14 protein-coding genes are annotated in these 19,274 nt (G+C 72.3%); 7 read left to right on the forward strand and 7 right to left on the reverse strand.

The window, feature by feature from the left end; genetic code table 11:
• Nucleotides 1-59 precede the first annotated feature (59 nt).
• The gene (locus tag ACFVQG_RS01395; RefSeq protein WP_383375485.1) at nt 60-1,301 is read left to right on the forward strand and encodes a cation:proton antiporter; all 1,242 of its coding nucleotides are present in this window, start codon (nt 60-62) and stop codon (nt 1,299-1,301) included.
• Between the two features lie 85 nt (nt 1,302-1,386).
• Nucleotides 1,387-2,685, forward strand: a complete 1,299-nt coding sequence (locus ACFVQG_RS01400; protein WP_383375487.1) for an ArsB/NhaD family transporter — start codon at nt 1,387-1,389, stop codon at nt 2,683-2,685.
• 56 nt (nt 2,686-2,741) lie between these two features.
• On the opposite strand, the gene ACFVQG_RS01405 is transcribed toward ACFVQG_RS01400, so the two are convergent.
• The gene (locus ACFVQG_RS01405; protein ID WP_383375489.1) at nt 2,742-3,323 is read right to left on the reverse strand and encodes a hypothetical protein; all 582 of its coding nucleotides are present in this window, start codon (nt 3,321-3,323) and stop codon (nt 2,742-2,744) included.
• 171 nt (nt 3,324-3,494) lie between these two features.
• On the opposite strand from ACFVQG_RS01405, the gene ACFVQG_RS01410 reads away from it, so the two are divergent.
• From ACFVQG_RS01410 to ACFVQG_RS01430, 5 genes are all read left to right on the forward strand, one after another.
• Nucleotides 3,495-3,962: a CBS domain-containing protein gene (locus ACFVQG_RS01410; RefSeq protein WP_383375490.1), complete on the forward strand. Its 468-nt coding sequence runs from the start codon at nt 3,495-3,497 to the stop codon at nt 3,960-3,962.
• Between the two features lie 166 nt (nt 3,963-4,128).
• Entirely contained in the window at nt 4,129-4,764 is a 636-nt protein-coding gene (locus tag ACFVQG_RS01415) for a hypothetical protein (RefSeq protein ID WP_383375491.1), read from the forward strand.
• A complete protein-coding gene (locus ACFVQG_RS01420) occupies nt 4,761-5,354 on the forward strand; it encodes a toxin-antitoxin system, toxin component (RefSeq protein ID WP_383375493.1) in 594 nt (197 codons plus the stop codon). The genes ACFVQG_RS01415 and ACFVQG_RS01420 overlap by 4 nt, the downstream gene beginning before the upstream one ends.
• 56 nt (nt 5,355-5,410) lie before the next feature.
• Complete coding sequence (locus ACFVQG_RS01425; RefSeq protein ID WP_383375495.1) at nt 5,411-6,601, forward strand: MAB_1171c family putative transporter; 1,191 nt, start codon at nt 5,411-5,413, stop codon at nt 6,599-6,601.
• Nucleotides 6,594-8,018 carry an NAD(P)/FAD-dependent oxidoreductase gene (locus ACFVQG_RS01430; RefSeq protein WP_383375497.1) on the forward strand — a complete coding sequence of 475 codons (1,425 nt, stop codon included), beginning with the start codon at nt 6,594-6,596 and terminating at the stop codon, nt 8,016-8,018. The genes ACFVQG_RS01425 and ACFVQG_RS01430 overlap by 8 nt, the downstream gene beginning before the upstream one ends.
• A gap of 30 nt (nt 8,019-8,048) precedes the next feature.
• On the opposite strand, the gene ACFVQG_RS01435 is transcribed toward ACFVQG_RS01430, so the two are convergent.
• The 6 genes from ACFVQG_RS01435 to ACFVQG_RS01460 all read right to left on the reverse strand — a co-directional run bounded on the left by ACFVQG_RS01435 (nt 8,049) and on the right by ACFVQG_RS01460 (nt 19,235).
• Entirely contained in the window at nt 8,049-10,958 is a 2,910-nt protein-coding gene (locus ACFVQG_RS01435) for an ATP-binding protein (RefSeq protein WP_383375499.1), read from the reverse strand.
• 169 nt (nt 10,959-11,127) lie between these two features.
• The gene (locus ACFVQG_RS01440; RefSeq protein ID WP_383375502.1) at nt 11,128-12,129 is read right to left on the reverse strand and encodes a (-)-alpha-amorphene synthase; all 1,002 of its coding nucleotides are present in this window, start codon (nt 12,127-12,129) and stop codon (nt 11,128-11,130) included.
• 24 nt (nt 12,130-12,153) lie between these two features.
• Nucleotides 12,154-13,530, reverse strand: a complete 1,377-nt coding sequence (locus ACFVQG_RS01445) for a cytochrome P450 (RefSeq protein ID WP_383375504.1) — start codon at nt 13,528-13,530, stop codon at nt 12,154-12,156.
• A 243-nt stretch (nt 13,531-13,773) separates the two neighbouring features.
• Nucleotides 13,774-14,970 carry a protein kinase gene (locus ACFVQG_RS01450; protein ID WP_383375506.1) on the reverse strand — a complete coding sequence of 399 codons (1,197 nt, stop codon included), beginning with the start codon at nt 14,968-14,970 and terminating at the stop codon, nt 13,774-13,776.
• A gap of 1 nt (nt 14,971) precedes the next feature.
• Nucleotides 14,972-18,571 carry a protein kinase gene (locus ACFVQG_RS01455; RefSeq protein WP_383375508.1) on the reverse strand — a complete coding sequence of 1,200 codons (3,600 nt, stop codon included), beginning with the start codon at nt 18,569-18,571 and terminating at the stop codon, nt 14,972-14,974.
• A gap of 4 nt (nt 18,572-18,575) precedes the next feature.
• Nucleotides 18,576-19,235 (reverse strand): DUF7019 family protein, encoded by a 660-nt coding sequence (locus ACFVQG_RS01460; RefSeq protein ID WP_383375509.1) that lies wholly within the window; start codon nt 19,233-19,235, stop codon nt 18,576-18,578.
• Nucleotides 19,236-19,274 lie beyond the last annotated feature (39 nt).

Below are 19,274 nucleotides of genomic sequence, written 5' to 3' on the forward strand. Positions count from 1 at the left end.
CCGGGAAGCCTGGTCGGCGGTCTTGACAGAAGTCTCTTTGCCGATCGGGGGTCCAGGCCATGGTGCTCGTCGTGGTTTTCGGAGTGGCGCTGCTCATCGCGGTGCTGCTGTCAGGTCTGGCCGCGAGGACCGTCCTGTCGACGTCGTTCCTCTTCCTCGTGGGCGGGGCCCTGGTCAGCGACGGGTTCCTCGGTCTGATCCACATCACGCCCGAGAGCGAGATGGTGTCGGTCACGGCGGACCTGGCGCTGTTCGCGGTGCTGTTCACGGACGGTATGCACGTCTCGTTCCCCAAGCTGCGCGAGAACTGGAAGAACCCGGCGCGTGCGCTGGGCCTCGGCATGCCGCTCGCGTTCATCGGCATGACGCTGGTCACGCACTTCCTGGTGGGCCTGGACTGGACGACGTCGTTCCTGGTCGGCGCGGTCCTGGCGCCCACCGACCCGGTGTTCGCCTCGGCGATCGTCGGGCGCAAGGAAGTCCCGGCGAAGCTGCGGCAGTTGCTGAACGTGGAGAGCGGCATCAACGACGGGCTCGCCCTGCCGGTGGTCCTCATCTTCATCGCCGCCGCCGGTCCGACCCGCGGGCACGTGGAGTCCGACCTGTCGATGATCCTGCTGGAGCTGGTGCTCGGCCTGGTCTTCGGTGTCGTGCTGCCGCTGGCCGTCATCGCGCTGGTCCGGTTCCGGCTGCTGGGCGCCGAGCCCAAGCTCCAGCCGCTGCTGCCGCTGGCGATCGGCGTGATCCTGTACGCCACCTGCCACCTGACGCACGCCAACCCCTACCTGGCGGCGTTCTCCGCGGGTGCCGTGCTCACCGCGTACTCGCCGGAGGCGAAGGAGGCGTTCGAGCCGCTCGGCGAGGCGCTGGCGGAGCTGGCGAAGTTCGCGGCGCTGCTGGTGTTCGGCGCGCTGCTCACGCCGTCACTCTTCGGTGACCTGTCCTTCGGCGGCTACGTCGCGGTGGTCCTGGCGATCGTGCTGATCCGCCCGGCGTCGCTGCTGCTGTCGCTGGTCGGCACCCGCTTCACCCGCCAGGAGAAGCTGGTCGCGGCCTGGTTCGGCCCGAAGGGCTTCGCCTCGGTGGTGTACGGGCTGCTGGTCCTCCAGGCCGGTATCCCCCAGGGTGAGGAGGCGTTCACCCTCATCGCCGTGTGCATCGCCTTCTCGATCGTCGCGCACAGCTCCACGGACGTGCCGATCGCCCGCCTCTTCCACGTCGACGACCTGGCCGGAGTCCCCGGCGGCACCCCGGCGCCCCGCACCTCCCCGGAGGGCGAGACCGAGCGGGTCGGCGCCTGACACCCAGGCGCTTCCGCACCAGCCCCGTACGGACGGGCGGTGGCCGATCCGGCCGCCGCCCGACGACACGACACGTCGGAGAATCGTGAACGACTGGCACAGTTGGGCGGCGATCGTCGTCTTCGTAGGCGCGTACGCCCTGATCATCAGCGAGAAGATCCATCGCGTGGCCGCCGCGCTCGGCGGCGCGGCGCTGATGCTGGCCATCGGCGCGACCGACGACAAGTCCGCCTTCTACTCCGAGCACTCGGGCGTCGACTGGAACGTCATCTTCCTGCTCCTGGGCATGATGATGATCGTCGGCGTGCTGAAGAAGACCGGCATGTTCGAGTACCTGGCGATCTGGTCGGTGAAGCGGGCGCGCGCCAAACCCTTCCGGGTCATGGTGATGCTCGTGGTGATCACCGCGTTCGCCTCCGCGCTGCTCGACAACGTCACCACCGTGCTCCTCGTCGCCCCCGTGACCCTGCTGGTCTGTGAGCGGCTCGCGCTGCCCGCGGCCCCCTTCCTGATCGCCGAGGTGCTCGCCTCGAACATCGGCGGCGCGGCCACCCTGGTCGGCGACCCGCCCAACATCATCATCGCCAGCCGCGCGGGCCTGACCTTCAACGACTTCCTGGTGCACATGGCCCCGCTGTCCGCGGTGCTGATCCTGGTCCTGGTCGCCCTGTGCCGCTTCCTGTTCCGCAGCGCGTTCCGCTACGACGAGAAGCGCGCCGCCGAGGTCATGGCGCTGGAGGAGCGCGAGGCCATCCGCGACCCCCGGCTGCTGATCCAGGGCCTGGTCGTCCTGGCCCTCGTCGTCGCCGGGTTCGTCCTGCACCCCGTACTGCACTACGAGCCCAGCGTCGTCGCCCTGCTCGGCGCGGGGCTCCTCGTCGCGGTCTCCACCGTGCAGACCGGTGACGTCCTGCGCGAGGTGGAGTGGCCGACGCTGGCGTTCTTCGCCGGGCTGTTCATCATGATCGGCGGTCTGATCGAGACCGGTGTCATCGGCGAGGTCTCCAACACCCTCGCCGACGCCATCGGCGACAACGAACTGGGCGGCTCGATGCTGCTCCTCGGCGCCTCCGCCGCACTGTCCGGCATCGTCGACAACATCCCCTACGTCGCCACCATGGCCCCGATCACCTCCGACCTGGTGGAGTCCATGGGCGGCGGCGGTGACCACGTGATGTGGTGGGCCCTGGCCATCGGCGCGGACCTCGGCGGCAACGCCACCGCGATCGGCGCCAGCGCCAACGTCGTCGTCCTCGGCATCGCCGAGCGCAACCGCCAGCCGATCTCCTTCTGGCAGTTCACCAAGTACGGCCTGGTCGTCACCGTCGTCACGGTGGGACTCGCGGCCGTGTACGTGTGGCTGCGCTACTTCGCCCTGGCCTGACGCCCGCGGCTGCTGTGCCGGACCACCCGGCGCAGCAGCCCCTCACCCGCTGCCCCTCACCCGGTCTTCCATCCACGGGGGGTGTCGAAGCGCTCCCAGTCCGCCTCCCACTGCGCCATCCGCTGCCGCTCCAGCCCGAGCCGCACCAGCCATACGCCGACCAGGACCACTCCTCCGGCGCCGAGCGCGGTCAGCACTCCGCCCGCGGCCATGTGCAGCTTGACCTCGGCCACGCTGAGCGGCGCGGCGGCGATCTCACCACCCCGGTCGGTCCACACGGTGACCTCTCTGCCCTCCGGACTCTTCGCGGGTACGCGTGCCTCGTCGGTGTGGGTGGCGCCGTCGGGGCCAATCCAGCGGACCGTCGCCCACACCCGGTAGTCGGTCGGCACCCGGGACGGCAACTGGTCCCCCGCGTCCTCGACGAGTTCGGCCGTCACCTGACGGCGCTCCGCCCGCTGCGCGTCGGCCGCCCCCTGCACCGCGTACGCCGCCGCCAGCCCCGCCAGTACGCCGCCCAGCAGGGCGAACACCCAGCCGAGCAGCACGACCCAGGCCTCGATGACGTCGCAGCGCCGCCGCAGCGGACTGCGCCGCCATCGCCACAGCCGCACCCTGGCAGCCCGTGACGCAGGCATCGGCCGACACCCCCTTGTGAGCACCGACGGCACCCTTCCAGTGTGCTCCCGCCCGCCCCGAACGGCACCGTGCGTGCCCCGCGCCAACCAGGGGCGTCACACCCCTGGCCCGAGCGCTCACCGGTGTACGACGCTGAATCCCGACACGTCCCCGGTGCTGAGGAGGGCGCCATGCGTGCCCGTGAGCTGGCGGTCGACTACGAGACGGTGGACGTCCACAGCGACGCCCTGGAGGCGGCCCGGCTGATGGCCGAGCACAGCCTGCCGGGCCTGCTGGTGCTCGACGAGCGCGGGGCGCCGAAGGCGATCCTGCCCGCCGCCGAGATGGTCAAGATGCTGGTGCCGGGCTATGTCGTGGAGGACCCCGCCCTCGCCGCCGTGGTCGACGAGGCGCACGCCGACCTGCTCTGCCGGGCCCTGGTGGGCCGCCGCGTCGGCGACTGCCTGTCCCGCACCGCGGCGCCGCCGCCCATCGCCGACCCCGACGACACCGCGCTGGAGGTGGCCGCGCTGATGGCACGGGTGCACAGCCCGGTGGTGGCGGTGGCGATGCGGACGAAGGACCACACGGAACTGCTCGGCGTGATCACGGCCGCACACCTGCTGCACCGCCTCCTCGCCCACACCGGCACGCGGTGACCCGCCCGGGGGCCCGAACAGCATCAGCGCCGCCCCGGCCAGGACATGACGCCGCGGCAACGAACGAAATGCGCGGTAAACGTTCGTTGAAAGCCGACGGAGGAACCCGCTAGGGTGCGTTGCGCACACGCACCCTCCTTCGCCGCTCACCCCTGGGAGCGCACCAGTGGACTCTGCCCCCACGCTGCGAGTGACGCTCGAGCGTCTCGAGGCGCTGACGGCCGAGCGGGGCATCGAGCGGTCCGAACTGCTCGACCTGAAGGAGCTGGCCGCCCGAACGGCCCTTCCTCACTGGCAGATCCGTGCTCTCCTGCGAGGGGACGAGCCGCCCGACGACACGGTCAACGACCGGGTGCGGGAACGGATCCAGACCCTCGCGAACGCCCATCTGGAGCGCACCGGGCAGCGCATGTCGGACCTCGTCGGCAGCATCTCCCGGCAACTGGGCGTCTCCGCCTACTGGGCACGGCAAGTCTGCTCCGGTCAGAAGGTCCCCAGCGTCGAACTCCTGCACGGTCTGGTGGGCTTCTTCCGTGTCGAAGGGGAAGAGGCGTTCTTCACCGCGCCTGCCGCCGACGCTCTCAACCGCGTTCTGATGCCCCTGGTCACCACGCTGCAGTCGGCATCGGACAGGGCGGGAACCGCGGTCGACCCTCTGGCCGCCGCCCTGCTGACCGGGTACGGCGACGTTCGCGGTGTCGCCCTGCGGAGGGCCGGGCGCCTCCCACCGGAACGATGGAAGGTACTCAACGCCACCTTGGAGGCGTTGCTGGAACTCGACGACAGTGAAGAGGATCAGTGAGTACGGGACCGAGGCAGATGCGGCGGTTCAGCACCCGGCTCATCCGCGCCCTGCGTCTGCCGGCCGACGACCGGGACGTGATTCCCGCGATAGGGCAGGCCCTGGCTCAGGTACGGGGGCGGACCGTCCGATTACAGGCGGCAGCGTTCCCGCCCGCCACAGCCAGCGGCGTGTGGATCGACCGCACCAGCCACGACCTGATCGTCTATGAGAAGAACACCGACCCCGAGCACCAACTCGTGATCATCGGTCACGAGGCATGGCACATGTTCCAGGGGCACGGCCGCAACGGGTCCACCGCGTCCCGTGCCGACACCGGCAAGGCCGCGATGCGGGCCGAACTCCAAGCGGTGCTCTCCGCCATCACCGCGGGAACCGCCGAGTCGGCCACCGGTCGCACGGACCTCGGCCTGCACTTCGCCGCACGTACCGATGACTGCCGACTCGAGGAGGAACTCGAAGCCGAGCGCTTCGGTTTCCGTTTCGCCACCGATGTGCGAGCCGTGCTGAAAGCCCGCGATCCCGTCGGCCCGCGCCATCTCGCCGGGCGCATCCAGGCTTCCATGGCACACCGCTTCCACCAGGACTGACCCCCGCCGCCGCAGAGCGCCCCACCCCCGGCCACCCCACAGAGAGCTGCGACAAGGTGACATCCGGACCGAGCAACCTCGGCTTCTACCTCAGCGGGGGCGTCCTTCTCCTGGTCTGCGCACTGAAGATTCCCGCGCTGGTCCGCAGACGCCACGACACCCTGTTGCGCGCCGCCTGCCTGCTGCTCTTCTCAGCGGCCTGGCTCATGATCCTCGCCGCACCGGATTCCATCGTCGGACTCAACCGGCTCACCGGGATACCGAACATCGCCGCTCCCGTCGTCTACGCGATGACGATCGTGTTCTCCGGAGCGAGCCTCGTACTGATCATCAACTGGCGGTCGGCACCTCCGGAGCAGACCCGGCGCTCCACCCGCCTGTGCATGACCGCCTACGGCCTCACCGCTCTCGCCGTCGTCGCCCTGTTCTGGGCCGGGGAGGCCCCCGTCGAGCAACCCACCCTGTTCGACGCCTACTACGCCACCACGCCGTTCCTACGGGAAATGATCGTCCTCTACCTGGTCGCCCAGGGCGTGACCATGACCATCGCCAGCACCCTGTGCTGGCGATGGTCCGGCGCAGTGGACGGATCACTCCGGGCAGGCCTGCGGATCCTCGCACCCGCCTACCTGATCATCGTCTGCTACGACGTCATCAGGCTGACCGGTGTGACCGCCCGATGGACGGGACACGACCTGGACTACCTGGTGGACCAGGTCTCCCCCCTGCTCGCCGCTCCCGCCTGTCTGCTCGGGGCACTGGGCTTCGCCATCCCGCTCATCGGCCCGCGCGCCGCCGAGACCACCCGGGTCCTACGGCAGTTACGGCAGCTCCAGCCCCTGTGGCGCACCCTGCGGAACGTGCCCACTCCCAGCGCCGTCCGCGTCTCACTGCCGTGGTGGCGAACACCCCCGGCCGTGCTGCTGACCGGCAGGAAGACGACTCTCTACGACGTGTTGCTCGCCCTGGCCCCGTACTACGACCCCGCCATTCGCGAGGCCGCCTACCACTCGGCGCTCCGTAACGGCGAGGCGGACTCCCGTGCCGCGGTCACCGCGGATGCCGCCATGATCCTCGTTGCCCGCGAGCGGCAGCGGTCCACGCCCGGGCACCTGCCGGACGCCACGCATTCCCTGCCGTGGCGGGCGCACGATCTCGTTCTCCTGTCGCAGGCGCTCGCTTCACCCACCGCACGAAACCTCAGTCAGCACTCCGTGCCTTCGCAGAAAGCAGCCCATCATGAGTGAGGCCACCCGCCACCACCCCGCACGTGCGGTCGTCATCGGGGGCAGTATCGCCGGCATGCTCGCCGCGGCCGCCCTCGCACGGCACGTCGGCTCCGTGGAGATCATCGAGGCCCACGAACTGCCCGATGGACCTGAGCCGCGAACCGGTGTGCCCCAGGCCGCGCACATCCATTTCCTGCAGACCGGCGGCGCCGAGGCCATCGAGGCCCTCCTGCCCGGCAGCATCGACCTGCTGCTGGCCGCCGGGGCGAACCGCATACCCGAGACGACCAACATGGTCATCTACTCGCCCGAAGGCTGGTACCGGCGCTGGAAACGCGCCACCCACTACCTGATCACCGCCAGCCGCGACCTGACCGACCACATCATCCGGCAACAGGTACTCAAGGACCCCCGTGTCACCGTCCGCAGCCATACGAAAGCCATCGGGCTCCTCGGCACCCGCCACCGGATCACCGGCGTACGTCTCCGCGATGCCGACAACACGGACTTCGACCTGCGCGCCGACCTCGTCATCGACGCCTCCGGACGGGCCTCCCGCACTCCCCAGTGGCTGGCCCGGCTCGGCATCACCCACCTGGCTTCGGACCACATCGACTCCGGGCTCGTCTACGCCAGCCGCTTCTACCGCGCTCCCGTTCCCACCCGCGGCTGGCCCGTGATCGGTGTGCAGGCCGACCCGAGCCTGCCCCGGCCCGGCAATGCCGGTGGAATCCTGCCCATCGAAGGGGATCGCTGGCACGTGAGCCTGATGGGAGCCCCCGGTGGCCAGCCCACCAGCCAGCCGGACGCCTTCGAACCCTTCGCCCGCACCCTGCGCCACCCCCTCATGGCGGACCTGCTGCGGCATGCCGAACCACTCACCGACGTCCGCGTCACCCACGGCACCGCCAACCGACGCCACTACTACGAACGCCTCACACCGTGGCCGGAGGGGCTGGTGGTGCTGGGAGACTCCGCCGCCGCCTTCAACCCCCTGTACGGACACGGCATGTCGGTGGCCGCGCAGGGCGCCGTCGCCCTGCGCGACGAGCTGGCCACCGGCCTGGTACCCGGCCTCGCCCGTCGTGCCCAGCGTGCCATCGCCCGCCGCGTCGACACCGCGTGGGCGCTCGCGGTGGGACAGGACATCCACTTCCCCACCACCACCGGCAAGCGACCGACGGTCGCCGACCGGCTGTTGCACCGCTACGTCAGTCGCCTGTCCCGCACGGCCACCGGGTCCTTCCACGCGGCGACCTCCCTGACCGACGTACTCGCTCTCCAGGCGGCGCCCACGTCCCTCGTCACACCTCGCGTGCTGCTGACCGCCCTGGTGGGACCTCTGCGTCCACCCCTTGAGGGACCTCAGCTCACCGATGCGGAACGCGTGCTCCTGGACCAGATGCGAGGCGCTGCCCAACGGCCAGCCCTCTGAGGCCCTTCGGCGCGCTGCCGCCCCGCCCGGTCAGCCGCGTGCCCGGGGAAACGTCTCCAGGGCCCGCGCCAGGCCGGTCGCGTCGGTGCCGATCTTGCGGTAGACGGCGGACAGCAGCTGACGTACGCCCTGCTCGGTGAAGTGGAGGTCCTTGGCGACCACGGCCAACGGGTGTCCCAGGGCCGCCATTTCGGCGGCCTTGCGTTCCTGGGTGGTGAGGGTGTCGGTCTGGGGGTAGCGCAGGGGCAGGGGACGGAGTCCGGCCGCGGCCAGTTCGTTCCTCGCCTGCACGGCCAACGACTCGGCGCCGCAGTGGACGGCGGCCTCCAGTCCTTGGTAGAGCCGGTCGGCGGCCTCCTGGACACGGCCGTTGCGGGACAGCGCGGCACCGTGGCCGACCAGGGCCCGGGCCAGGTCGTAGGAGGCCGGTGACTTCAGGAGTTGCTCCACTGCCTCCTCGTAGAGGTCGAGGGCGGCCGGTCCCCTGGTCACCCGGGCCTCGGTGTAGAGGGCCTGGCCGATCACCGAGGCCGCGCCGAAGTCGCGGGCCCGTTGGACGGCGTCCCGGGCCAGGGCGGTCGCCCGCTCCGGTGCGGTCGGGGCGAGTGCGCCCGCCAGGTCGAGTTGCCAGGAGCACCAGCCGGGATTCCGCCAGCCCCGGGCGTCCAGCCGCTCCCCCACCCCCGTCAGCAGCCGCACCGCCTCCTCGCGGCGGCCCTCTGCGATCAGCAACTCCGCGTAGACGGTGCGGGGGTCGGGGTAGATGACGGCGTTCGGGACGATCTCGCCGTACCGGTAGGAGTCCGCGAGCCGACGTGCGTCGGCGGTCCGGCCGCGGGCGAGCAGGGTCTGCACGAGGATGCCGATGGCGAACCACTGGGCGGGGACGGCGCCTTCCACCCGCTGGGCGGTGCGCAGTCCTTCGCGGACCCAGTTCTCGGCCTCGGTCAGGCATCCCCGGCGGTAGCGGATGTACCCGAACAGGGTCTGGCCCACGGCCAGATGGGAGCCGCGCCAGCCCTTGCGCTCGCACTCGGCCATGCCCTTGGTGAACAGTTCCTCGGCGCGGCACGGCTGGTCGCCGTACATGAACAACATGGCGACGGAGACCGGGACCTCGAAGCCGCGGTTCTCCTCGGTCCAGCTCATACCGCCGCGCAGGGCCTCCTCGGCGCAGGCGAGGACGGAGCGCCGGGACTCGCCGCACACCAGGGCGTCCCAGGCCCGTAGCCCCAGGATGTAACGCTCCTCGAGGCCGCGGCCGGTCAGTCGCTCGGCCAGCCGGGTCAGCCTGCGGGAACGGGCGGACGAGTCGGGCTCGTCGGCCCGGAACATGCTCCAGACGAAATGATCGGCCTGCATGCGCAGCTTGACGCGGGGGTTGGACGCCTGCCGGGCCTCCTCGGCGGCCACGGTCGCGGCCTCCTCGATGCGATCGGTGTGGGCCAGCGCCTGGGCCAGCCGGTAGACGATGGAGGCGCGCAGGTCGGGGTCGACGCCCGGTTCCGCCAGCGCCTCCCGCAGCAGCCCGACGGTGGCGGTCGGTTCGATCAGGAAGGTGGAGCAGGCGAGTTCATGGAGGACTTCGGCGCGGTCCTCCGGGCTGGGCGGCTCCTGCAACGCGCGGCTGAGCAGTCGGCGGGCGGCCTCAGGTGCTCCGGCGCGCAGGTATGCGCGCGCCGCCTGCCGCAGACAGGCGACGGCCTCGAAGTTGCCCTCGCAGGGCACCTCCAGCAGATGCCGGGCGGCGGCGGTGGGTCCGAGCCCCGCCGCGCGGACGGCCACCGCGGCGGCGTTGTGCAGACCGATCCGCAGGGAGGGGCGGATCGACCGGTAGATCGTCGTGGCGATCAGCGGGTGCACGAACTCCAGGTCGCCGTGCGGCCCTTGGTCGTCGGACAGGATCCTGGCGGCGCGCAGTCGCTCGACGGCCTCCACGGCCGCTTCGCTGCCGATCACCGCGATGGTGGCGGCGAGTTCCGGTGCGAAGGGCGCGCCGAGCACGGCCGCGGCCTGCGCGAAGCGGACCGTGCTGGTGTCGAGTTGTTCCAGCCGCTCGATGAGTCCCGGGCCCTTGACCGCCGCCGCGAGATGGCGCATCGCGGGCAGCTCGTACGGTGTGCCCCTGACCTTGCGCTCACCGAGCCTGATGGCCAGTTCGACGGCCTCGAACGGGCTGCCGCCGGTGACCGCCCAGCACTCCTCGCAGAACTCGTCCTCCGCCTCCTGACCCACCTCCTCCCTGACGATCCGTGCCACGCCCGCGGAGGAGAGCGGCGCCAGGGAGTACGAGCGGTTGCCGTGCCGCGCGAGCAGCGTACGGAACGGGGACGCCTCGGGTGGCAGTTCGTCGGGCCGGTAGGCGGCGGCGATCAGCAGCGGAAGGTCCTCGGTGCGGGAGGCGAACGAGGTGAGCCAGCCGAGGGACTGGGCATCGGCCCAGTGCAGATCGTCCAGGAGCAGCACGACGGGCGCGTTCATCACCGTCAGCCGGGTCATCACCCAGTCGAGACCGTCGCGCACTCCGGTCGGGTCCGGCATGTTGTCGGGGTCCGTGGCCTCCATCCCGAGCGCCCCGGCGACGACGTCGTACCAGCTCCCCAGGAACGCACGGCACTCCGCCGCGCCCATGCTCGCCAGTGCGGGCTGGACGACCTGGCGCACCACATGGAACGCCAGATCCCGCTCCTTCTCCCCGCCCCGGCCGGAGAGCAGCGTGAAGCCCTGGGCCTGGGCCAGGGCGCGCGCTTCCGCCATGAGCCTCGTCTTGCCCAGCCCGGCCGATCCGGTGAAGGCGAGCAGTCCTCCCCGTGGCGCGTTCGGCCCTTCGTCCGCCGTCCCGCGCAGGGCCGACAAGGCTGCGGCGAGCGCCGTCAGTTCCCGGTCGCGCTCGAGCACCGACCTGGACGGGGTGATCGGTTCTCGCCAAGCCTGCGCCATGTGCGCTACCGCTTCCTGTCGTTGTCGTCGTCAGGCAGCGCCGAGCGTACGCCGGTGCGGCATGCCTGGTGACCCCAATGCCAAACGAGCATGACCAGGAAGGATGAATCGTCCGCAACTCCCGTCTGTCTGTCGCCTCCACGGGTATCGTTGCTCGATTGCCCTGCCTTCAGGACATGGCTGGTTCCGACGCCTCCGCGTAGCGCGGCACGGTCCGCGACCAGAAGTAGCAGCCCCGGATCCAGCCGATCATCCCCTCCACATAACCGAGGCCCTCGGGAGTCAGCGTCGGCCTGATCCCCTCGTAGAGCCGCTCGAACTCGTGGATCGTGCCGTTGATCTGGTGCACGGCGAGCGAGACGGCCACCGGCAGCGGGCAGCGGTGCCTGCGCTGGTGCGCGAGGGCCAGGTTGACCATTCCGCCGGTGCGCTGTTCCTTGACGGCGGAGAAGAGGTCGGCCGTCCACACCGCCGCGTCGACGGAGAGCCGCCTCAGCCGCCGCATGACCGGGCGCTGGAGGCTCTCGGTGGCCAGTTCGCGGGGCTGCGCGGCCTCGTACAGGGGGTAGAAGGGTTCGATGCCCGCGGTGAGTGCGCGTATCGACGTGCACAGCCCGAGCGGCACGGGGACCGAGTGGGCCTGCGCCACCGATTCGTAGAGCAGTCCGTGCACGTACTCACAGCTGTTCCACGCCCACCGCGCGGCCTGCCCCGCCGTACACCGCTCCCGGACCTGTCGGTGCAGGTCGGCCAGGGCCGCGCCCAGGTGGGTCGTGGGCTGTTGGCCGTCGCGCAGGACGGCGACGCTCTCGCAGAGCATGGGCAGCAGATGGCCGGGGTGGCGGCCGACGTCCTCCGCGGTGTCGTCGAAGACGAACTGGTAGGCGATCTGGTTGGCCACGATCTGGAGGATCTCGCCGTCCACGGCGGGGCTGTTGTAGGAGGCGAGCTGGGCCGGGCGGGTCCGGTCGATCATGTCGGCGACGGCGGGGTCGTCGGTCAGGCCCCAGCGGCGCAGCCAGGCGGTGACGCCCGCCTCGGCCTCGGATTCCTGTGGGTGGCTCCGAAAAGGAAAGGGCATGTACAGCTTGTCGTCGATGAGTTCCCTGAGACTGCCGGTGCGTGGTTCCTCGTCTGCCGCGGTCGGTACTTCCTCATGGACCGTGTGCACCGTGGTCACCTTCCTTTCAGGCGGTCAGGACTCCCGTACGGGCCAGCGCGGTTCGCAGATCATCTGCAGGGAGCGGGGGCCCAGCGTCACCGCGGGCCGCGGTGGTGCGGGGCGGCGGGTGGGCGGGCGGCGCAGGCGCCAGTGCGCGGCGACGGCCGCGAGGGCCACGGTGGCCTCGGCCACGGCGAGGGTGTCGCCGACGCATTTGCGGTTGCCCGCGGAGAAGGGCAGCATCGCGCCGCCCGGCACCCCGGCGGCCCGCTCGGGCAGCCAGCGGTCGGGGAGGAACGCGTCGGGGTCGGGGAAGGAGGCGGGGTCGTGGTGCAGGAGGTAGGGGCTGTAGAGGACGATCGTGCCGGGCGGCAGGCGGCGTCCGGCGAGTTCGGTCGCGCGGGTGGTGATACGTGTGAAGATCCAGCCGGGCGGGCGGACGCGCAGGGTCTCGGTGATGACGCGGCGGGTGTGGCCGAGCCGGGGCAGGTCGTCGTGGTCGGGGGTGCGGTGGCCGGTGAGCACCTCGTCGGCCTCGTGGTGCAGTCGGCGTTCGGCCTCCGGGTTCTCCGCGAGGAGGTCGAAGGCGGAGGCCAGGCACATCGCCGTGGTCTCGACCCCGGTCAGCAGGAGGGTGACGAGCTGGTCGCGGATCTCCCGCTCGCCCGGCGGTCCGGCGCCGTCGGTGGCCGCGAGCAGGACGGCCAGGAGGTCGTCGTGGCGGGTGGCGTCCCGGGCGCGTTCGGCGATGATCCCGGCCACGAGCGCGTCCAGGCGGGCCAGCGCGTCGCGGTAGCGCCGGTTGGCGGGGGTGGGCACGCGGAACGGGGCGTCGAAGGGGACGACCGTGCGGACGAACAGGCCCCTGACGACGGGTTCGAGGCACTCCCGGACGGTGGCGGCCCGCTCGGCGTCCAGGGAGCCGGAGAAGAGGACGGCGCTGGTGACCCGGGTGGTCAGGGCCATCATCGCGGCCGTGACGTCGACCTGCTGGCCTGGCCGCCACTCGCGGCACAGAGCCTGTGCCTCCCGGCCCGTCAGCCGCGCGTACTCGGCGATGCGGGCGGCGCGGAAGGCGGGTTGCAGAAGCCTGCGCTGGCGCCGGTGGGTGTCCTGGCGGCAGGTGACGAGACCGTTGCCCATCAGGGCGCGGAGCCGGTCGAAGAGGGGGCCGCCCTTGTCGAAGGTGTGCGGGTCCATGAGGACCTGGTGGGCCACCTGCGGATGACAGGCCATCCAGGCGCGCACGGGTCCCAGCCGTATCGCGACGAGATCGCCGTGCGCGGGAAGGGAATTCAGGAAATCCAGCGGGCGCCGGAACAAGGCGATAGCATGTCCGGCGAACGGGAATATGCCTGGCGCAGTACCCACTGTCCATACTCGCTGTGGCTCGGTCATGGCATCGGTCATCGAATACCCCCTGCCTCAGTCGGCACACGAAAATCGGCGTCCCCCCACCGACGGGCGCTTGAATCTTTGTTCTGCCCAGTCCAACCCGGGTTCGGCTCATTGAATCCTCTTTCCGCGGGGGCGCACGGGTGCACGAAGAAGCACGGGCGAACCCCAGTCAATGGCGCTTCGTACGGAATTCCCATTGACTTCTTTCGGAAAGCGGGCGCGGAATTCGAGCCGCCGCTTCCGTGGGCGGGGATGTCAGCGTGGATCGCGCAACGCCTGCGAGAGAGCGGACGCGGAGAGTGCGGCGCTTTCGTCCAGGGCCGTGTCGATGACCTCGGCGAGCCGCCGGGACAGCGACGGCAACCGGTCCCGCACCGGCACGGGCGGCTCGCGCAGCACCACGGCGACCGGGTCCGCGCCGGGCGGGAAGTCACGCGGGGTGCGGCCCGTCAGCATCCAGTACAGACAGGCCGTGACGGCCCACAGGTCGACGTCCGGCCGCGCGTACTTGTAGTCGATGAGCTGGCGGCGCGGCATGAAGGCCACGCTGCCGCCGATGGCGCCGGTGTGCGTACGTCCGGACAGGCCCGCCTGGTCGAAGGCCTTGGCGAGCCCGAAGTCGCCGATCTTCAGCACCCGTCGCCGGGTGGATCCGGTGAGCAGCAGGTTCTGCGGCTTGATGTCCCGGTGCACCAGCCCGCGCCCGGTCGCCGTAGCCCCGTCGGCGAGCCGCACCGGGACGGGCGCCTGGTGGGCGTGGGCGAGCCCGTCGAGGGCCTGGAGCACCAGCGGCACGGCCTCGTCGACGGGGAGCCGTCCGCCGCGCCGTACCACCAGGTCGGCGACGTTGCCCCCGGCGCAGTACTCGCAGACCAGGCAGAGGGCGCCGTCCGGGGCGGCGCTGCCGTGGAAGCGGACGACGTGCGGGTGCCGTAGCGCCTTCACGCAGTCCATCTCGCGCCGGAAGGCGTCGCGGGCGGCGGGGTCGACACCGCCCTGCGGGGTCAGCGTCTTCACGGCGACGAGCCTGCCGGAGTCCGTGTGCCGGGCCAGTCGCACCACGCCCTGCGCGCCGCTGCCCAGCTCCCGCACGGTCCGCAGGCCTGGGGCGGGTTCGGGGCGGGGCCCGGTGCAAAGGACGACGCGGACGGTCACGCCGCCGAGGCGCAGCTCGTCGCCGTCCGTCAACCGGCGCTCGCCGCCGAGCCGTTCGCCGTTGAGCCGGGTGCCGTTGTGGCTGCCGAGGTCGCGGACGTACGCGTGCGGCGGCCGGACCTCGATCTCGCAGTGCCGACGGGAGACCTTGCGCCGCTCGGCGGGGACGCGGATCCGGCACTCCCGGCCGCGTCCGAGCCGGACGGTGGCGGGGTCCTCGAAGGCGTACTCCTCGGTGATCTCGGCGCCGTCGTCGGCGCGGCCGGTGGTGACCAGCAGCGTCAGGGACCACGGCACGTCAGTCACCCGCGCCGGGCGGGACGTCGTAGTCCCAGGCCAGTTCCCACACCCACACCGTCGAGCCCTGGTCGGCGGTGGCGAGCAGGCTGCCGTCCTCGCTCAGCGCCACCTGGTCGACCGTCGCGTGGTGGCCCTCCAGGGTGCGCAGGAGGCGGCCCGCGCGTACGTCCCACAGGTGGACGAGTCGGTCGTGGCCGCCGGTGACCGCGAAGGCGCCGTCGGCGCTGAGTGCGAAGGACCAAGGTCGGTCGGGCAGTGACAGGGAGTGCACCACCCGGCCGGTGCCGGTGTCCCAGATCCGCAGGTCGCGGTCCTCCGGGGTGGCGGCCAGGCGGCCGTCGGCGGTGAAGGCCACCGCGCTCTGCCCGCCACCGAGCACCGCGCTGTCGCGGAAGGAGCAGAGCAGTTCGCCGGTGGTGACCTCCCAGGCGGTCGCGTACAGGCCGCCGGAGACGAACAGGAGGCGGCCGTCCGGGCTGAAGTCCAGGCGTTCGTCGCGCATGCGGCCCCTGAGCGTCCAGGCGGGGCGGTCCGCGTCGAGCGGCCAGAGGTGGATCTCGTTCTCGTCCGGCGAGCCGTCGAAGTGGTTCGCCCGTGGAGGGGTGCCCGCGTGGGACGCGGCGTAGCGGGCGTCGCGGCTGAGGGCCACGGCGCCGACCTTGCCGCCGTGCGCGGACAGTTCGCGCAGGATCTCGCCCTGGGGGAGGTTCCGCAGCTTCAGGGTGCCGTGCTCGTTGCCGATCAGGATCCGGTCGCCGGACGCGTTGAGAGCGTGGGCGGTGAGGTTTCCGTCGTCGTTGGTGAAGATCCGCCTGATGCCGGTCTCCAGGCTGAGCTGGCGGATCGTGCCCTCGCCGGTCAGGACGGTCAGCAGCCGTCCGCCGAGGGCGAAGCGGATGTCCCGGGCGCTGCCGCCCTCGCCCTGGTCGAAGGTGTGCAGCCGCTCCCCGGCGGCGAGGTCCCAGACGTCCACCTCGCCGGTCCACCGGCCGGTCACCATGTGGGCGCCGTCCCGGCCGACGGCGAGGGTCACCGGCTGGGTCAGCTCGGCGTGCCCGTCGAACTCGTACAGCGGCCAGGCGCCGAGCAGGGTCGAGCGGGTGCCGTGCGGGGCCACCCGCACCCAGGCCCGGCGCAGTTCCGGGTGGCGGGCGAAGCCGGGCACGCGCTGGGCCGCGCGCAGCGCCTCGGCCGCCGCCGCGGGGTCGCCGTGCTCGGTGTGGGCGCGGGCGCGGTCCATCCACTGCACGAACCGCTCCTCGGTGTGCGTGAGTTCCTCGGCGGGCCGGGGCCGGGCGTAGCACCAGGGGGCCACGTAGTCCGCAGCGGGCAGGGGCCGTACGAGGAGGCTGCCGTTGCCCCCGGCGAGCACGGCGACGCGGCCGTCCGCGCTGATCGCGGCCGAGTGCAGCCGCAGCGCGGTGGGCAGGTCGCGGTCGAGGGTGCGCAGACAGCGGCCGGTCGGCACCTGCCACACCTGGGTGGGTTCGCCGAAGCCCCCGGTCAGCAGGGTGGGCCCGGCCGTGGCGACGGCGAGGGCCGCCACCTGGCGCAGCCGGTGCGGCACCTCGCTGAGGACCGTGTTCCGTCGCGCGTCCCACAGGGCGAGCGGGCCGTTCCACCAGACGGCCACCGCGCAGCGGGCGTCCGTGGAGAGGGCCACCTGGTCCAGGTCGAAGGACCGCACCTCCCGGCCGTGCAGGGTTCCCCTGGCCGGTCCGACGAGGGTGTGCGGGACCCGGGCGCCGGAGACGTCCCAGCAGCGGACGGCGCTGTCCCGGTCGGTGGAGGTGGACAGCGCCCGGCGGCCGTCGCGGCTGAGTGCCAGGGCGGTGACCGGTCCTGAGTGGCCGTGGAGTACGGCCGTCAGGGCGTGTTCCCTCGGCTCCCAGACCTCGATGAGGCCGTCCTTCCGGCCGGTCGCCACATAGCGGCCGTCCCCGCTGACCGCCACCGCGCGGACAGCCGGGAACCCGGGTGCGTGCGGCAGCGCGCGCCGGTCGCGGCGGCCCCGGGTCAGGTCCCACACCTCCGGGACGCCGTCGCCGCGCAGGGCCACCCCGAGCGTGCCGCCCGCGTCCATGGCGAGGGCGGTGACCCGTTCCCCGCGCCGGGTCAGGGTGCGCCTGGTCCAGCGGTCGGTGTCCGCCCGCCGCGTCCACAGCAGGAGCCTGCCCGCTCGGTCGCCGGACAGGACCGCGCCGCCGTCCGCGCTCATCGCGACGGCGTGGACGTCCGCGGTGTGCCCTTCGAGGTCGGCGTGGATCCGTGGCGGGCGCCGCTCCCACTCGGCGAGGGCCGCGGCGGCGTCCGGTGAGCCGGGGTCGGCGGTGGCCGCCTCCCGCAGCAGGGCACCGGCCCGCGCGTCCTCGTGCCGCTCCAGTTCCACGCAGCCCAGGAGCAGGGCGCCGAGGCCGGGCGGGGCGCCGGAGTCGGCGGCGCGCGCCGCCTCCAGGTCGGAGACGACCTCCTCGCTGGTGCGCCTGCCCGAGCGCCAGCCGTGCAGGCCGAAGTTGTAGACGGCAGGGAGATGCTGGGGGTCGGCGTGGATCGCGGCCAGCCACAGCTTCTCGGCGTCCTCGGCGCGGCCGAGGTCGAGGAGGGAGAGGGCCTGGTTGGACAGGCCGTCGGAGAGCAGCCGTGCGGCCTTGGGGGCGGGGCGCGGATGCGGGGTGCCGAGCAGCTCGTGGTGCAGGTCGCGCAGGGTCGCCGCCACCTCCGCCAGTCCGGCGGGGCGCCGCGCCGGGTCCTCGGCGAAGCACCGGCGCAGCAGGTCGGCCACCTGCCGCGGCATCGGCGGCACGCGTGCGTCGTCGGGGCCGCCGGCGTGCAGGAACGTCTCCAGCGCCGCCCCGGCCGCCTGGCCGTAGGGGGTGGGCCGACGACCGGCGAACAGCTCCAGGACACTCACCGCCCAGGACCACACGTCCGTCGCGGTGGTGAGCCGTACGTCCCGGCGCCCCGCGGCGGCCGTCGCCTGTTCCGGGGAGCAGTAGGCGCGGGTCATCCCGCCGAAGGTGACCGCCAGCGGCTCCTCCTTTGGGCTCGCGGTGTCCTCCTGGGCCTCGCCGCTCCCCCGTGCCCCGGCCAGGCCGAAGTCGGTGACCTTGGCGGTGCCGTCCGGTTCCAGCATGACGTTCGCCGGTTTGACGTCCTGGTGGACGAGGCCGCTGCGGTGCGCGTGCGCCAGGCCCCACGCCATCTGTACGGCGATGTCGAGGACGCGGGCGAGCGCGGTGTCGTGGCCGCCCGTGTAGAGGCCGCCGCCGCGTACGGCGTCGGACAGGCTGCCGCCGTCGACCCACTCGGCGAACACCCGGGGCAGGCCGTCGACGGTGCGTACGTACACGCAGTTGACGGTGTGCGGATGGAGCCCGAGCCCGACCCAGGTCCCGGCCTCGGTCTCGAAGCGGCGGCGACCCTCGGTGGTGCGCACCTGTTCGGGGCGGGGGGTCTTCACCGCCAGGTCCACCTGCCAGTCGCGGTGCCGGACCCGGTGCACCAGGCCCATGCCGCCGCTGTGCACCACGTCGCGCACCTCGTACAGGCCGAGGACGACCTCGCCCGGCTGCCAGGTGCGGGGGTGCTGGGGCGCCATACGGTCAGTCGGCGAGGGCGACGAAAAGCGGACTGGCGAGCAGCACCGTCATGCCGTCGTGGCCGTCGAGTTCGGGGTAGGGGCTCGGGCCGTGCAGCAGGCGCTTGGCGAGGAACTCCACCTCCTGCTCGGCGCCGCGCAGCGTGCGGTTGGCGAGCTGGACGGAGGCGAGGGCGTCGGGCTGGGGCTCCCCGTCCGTCGTCACCGCCGCCGCGAGCCCGGCCAGCAGGCCCGGTGCCGTGGACGGCGCGAAGGGCAGTTCCTGCTCGGCGGGCGCGGCCCCCGGCACGGGCGCGGGGGCGCCCAGCACATGGCCGCTCGCCCCGCCGAGCCCGACGGTCGTCCGCTCGGTACGGCCGCCGAAGTAGACCAGCGGCGACGGCCCGAGCGGCAACGGCCCCCAGCGCATCGGCAGCCGCCCCCGGACGTACTGGCCGGGTTCGTCGACGGTGCCCACGTCGCCGAAGTCGTCGAGGTACCGCACCACCCGCTCCAGCCGGGCCACCCGGTCCGCCGCGTCCGTCTCCACGCTGCGCCGGGCGCTGACGAACTTCAGGCTGACCACGACCTCGGTGGCGCGGCGGCGGGCGAACCCGGCGTCGACCTGCGGCAGCAGCATGTCGACCTTGGCGTCGCTGATGTAGACGTAGTACCGCAGCGCCACGACGCCCCCTCCGTATGACGCGGTGTATGCCTTCCGCCC

Source organism: Streptomyces sp. NPDC057877 (assembly GCF_042796855.1).
Lineage (GTDB): Bacteria > Actinomycetota > Actinomycetes > Streptomycetales > Streptomycetaceae > Streptomyces.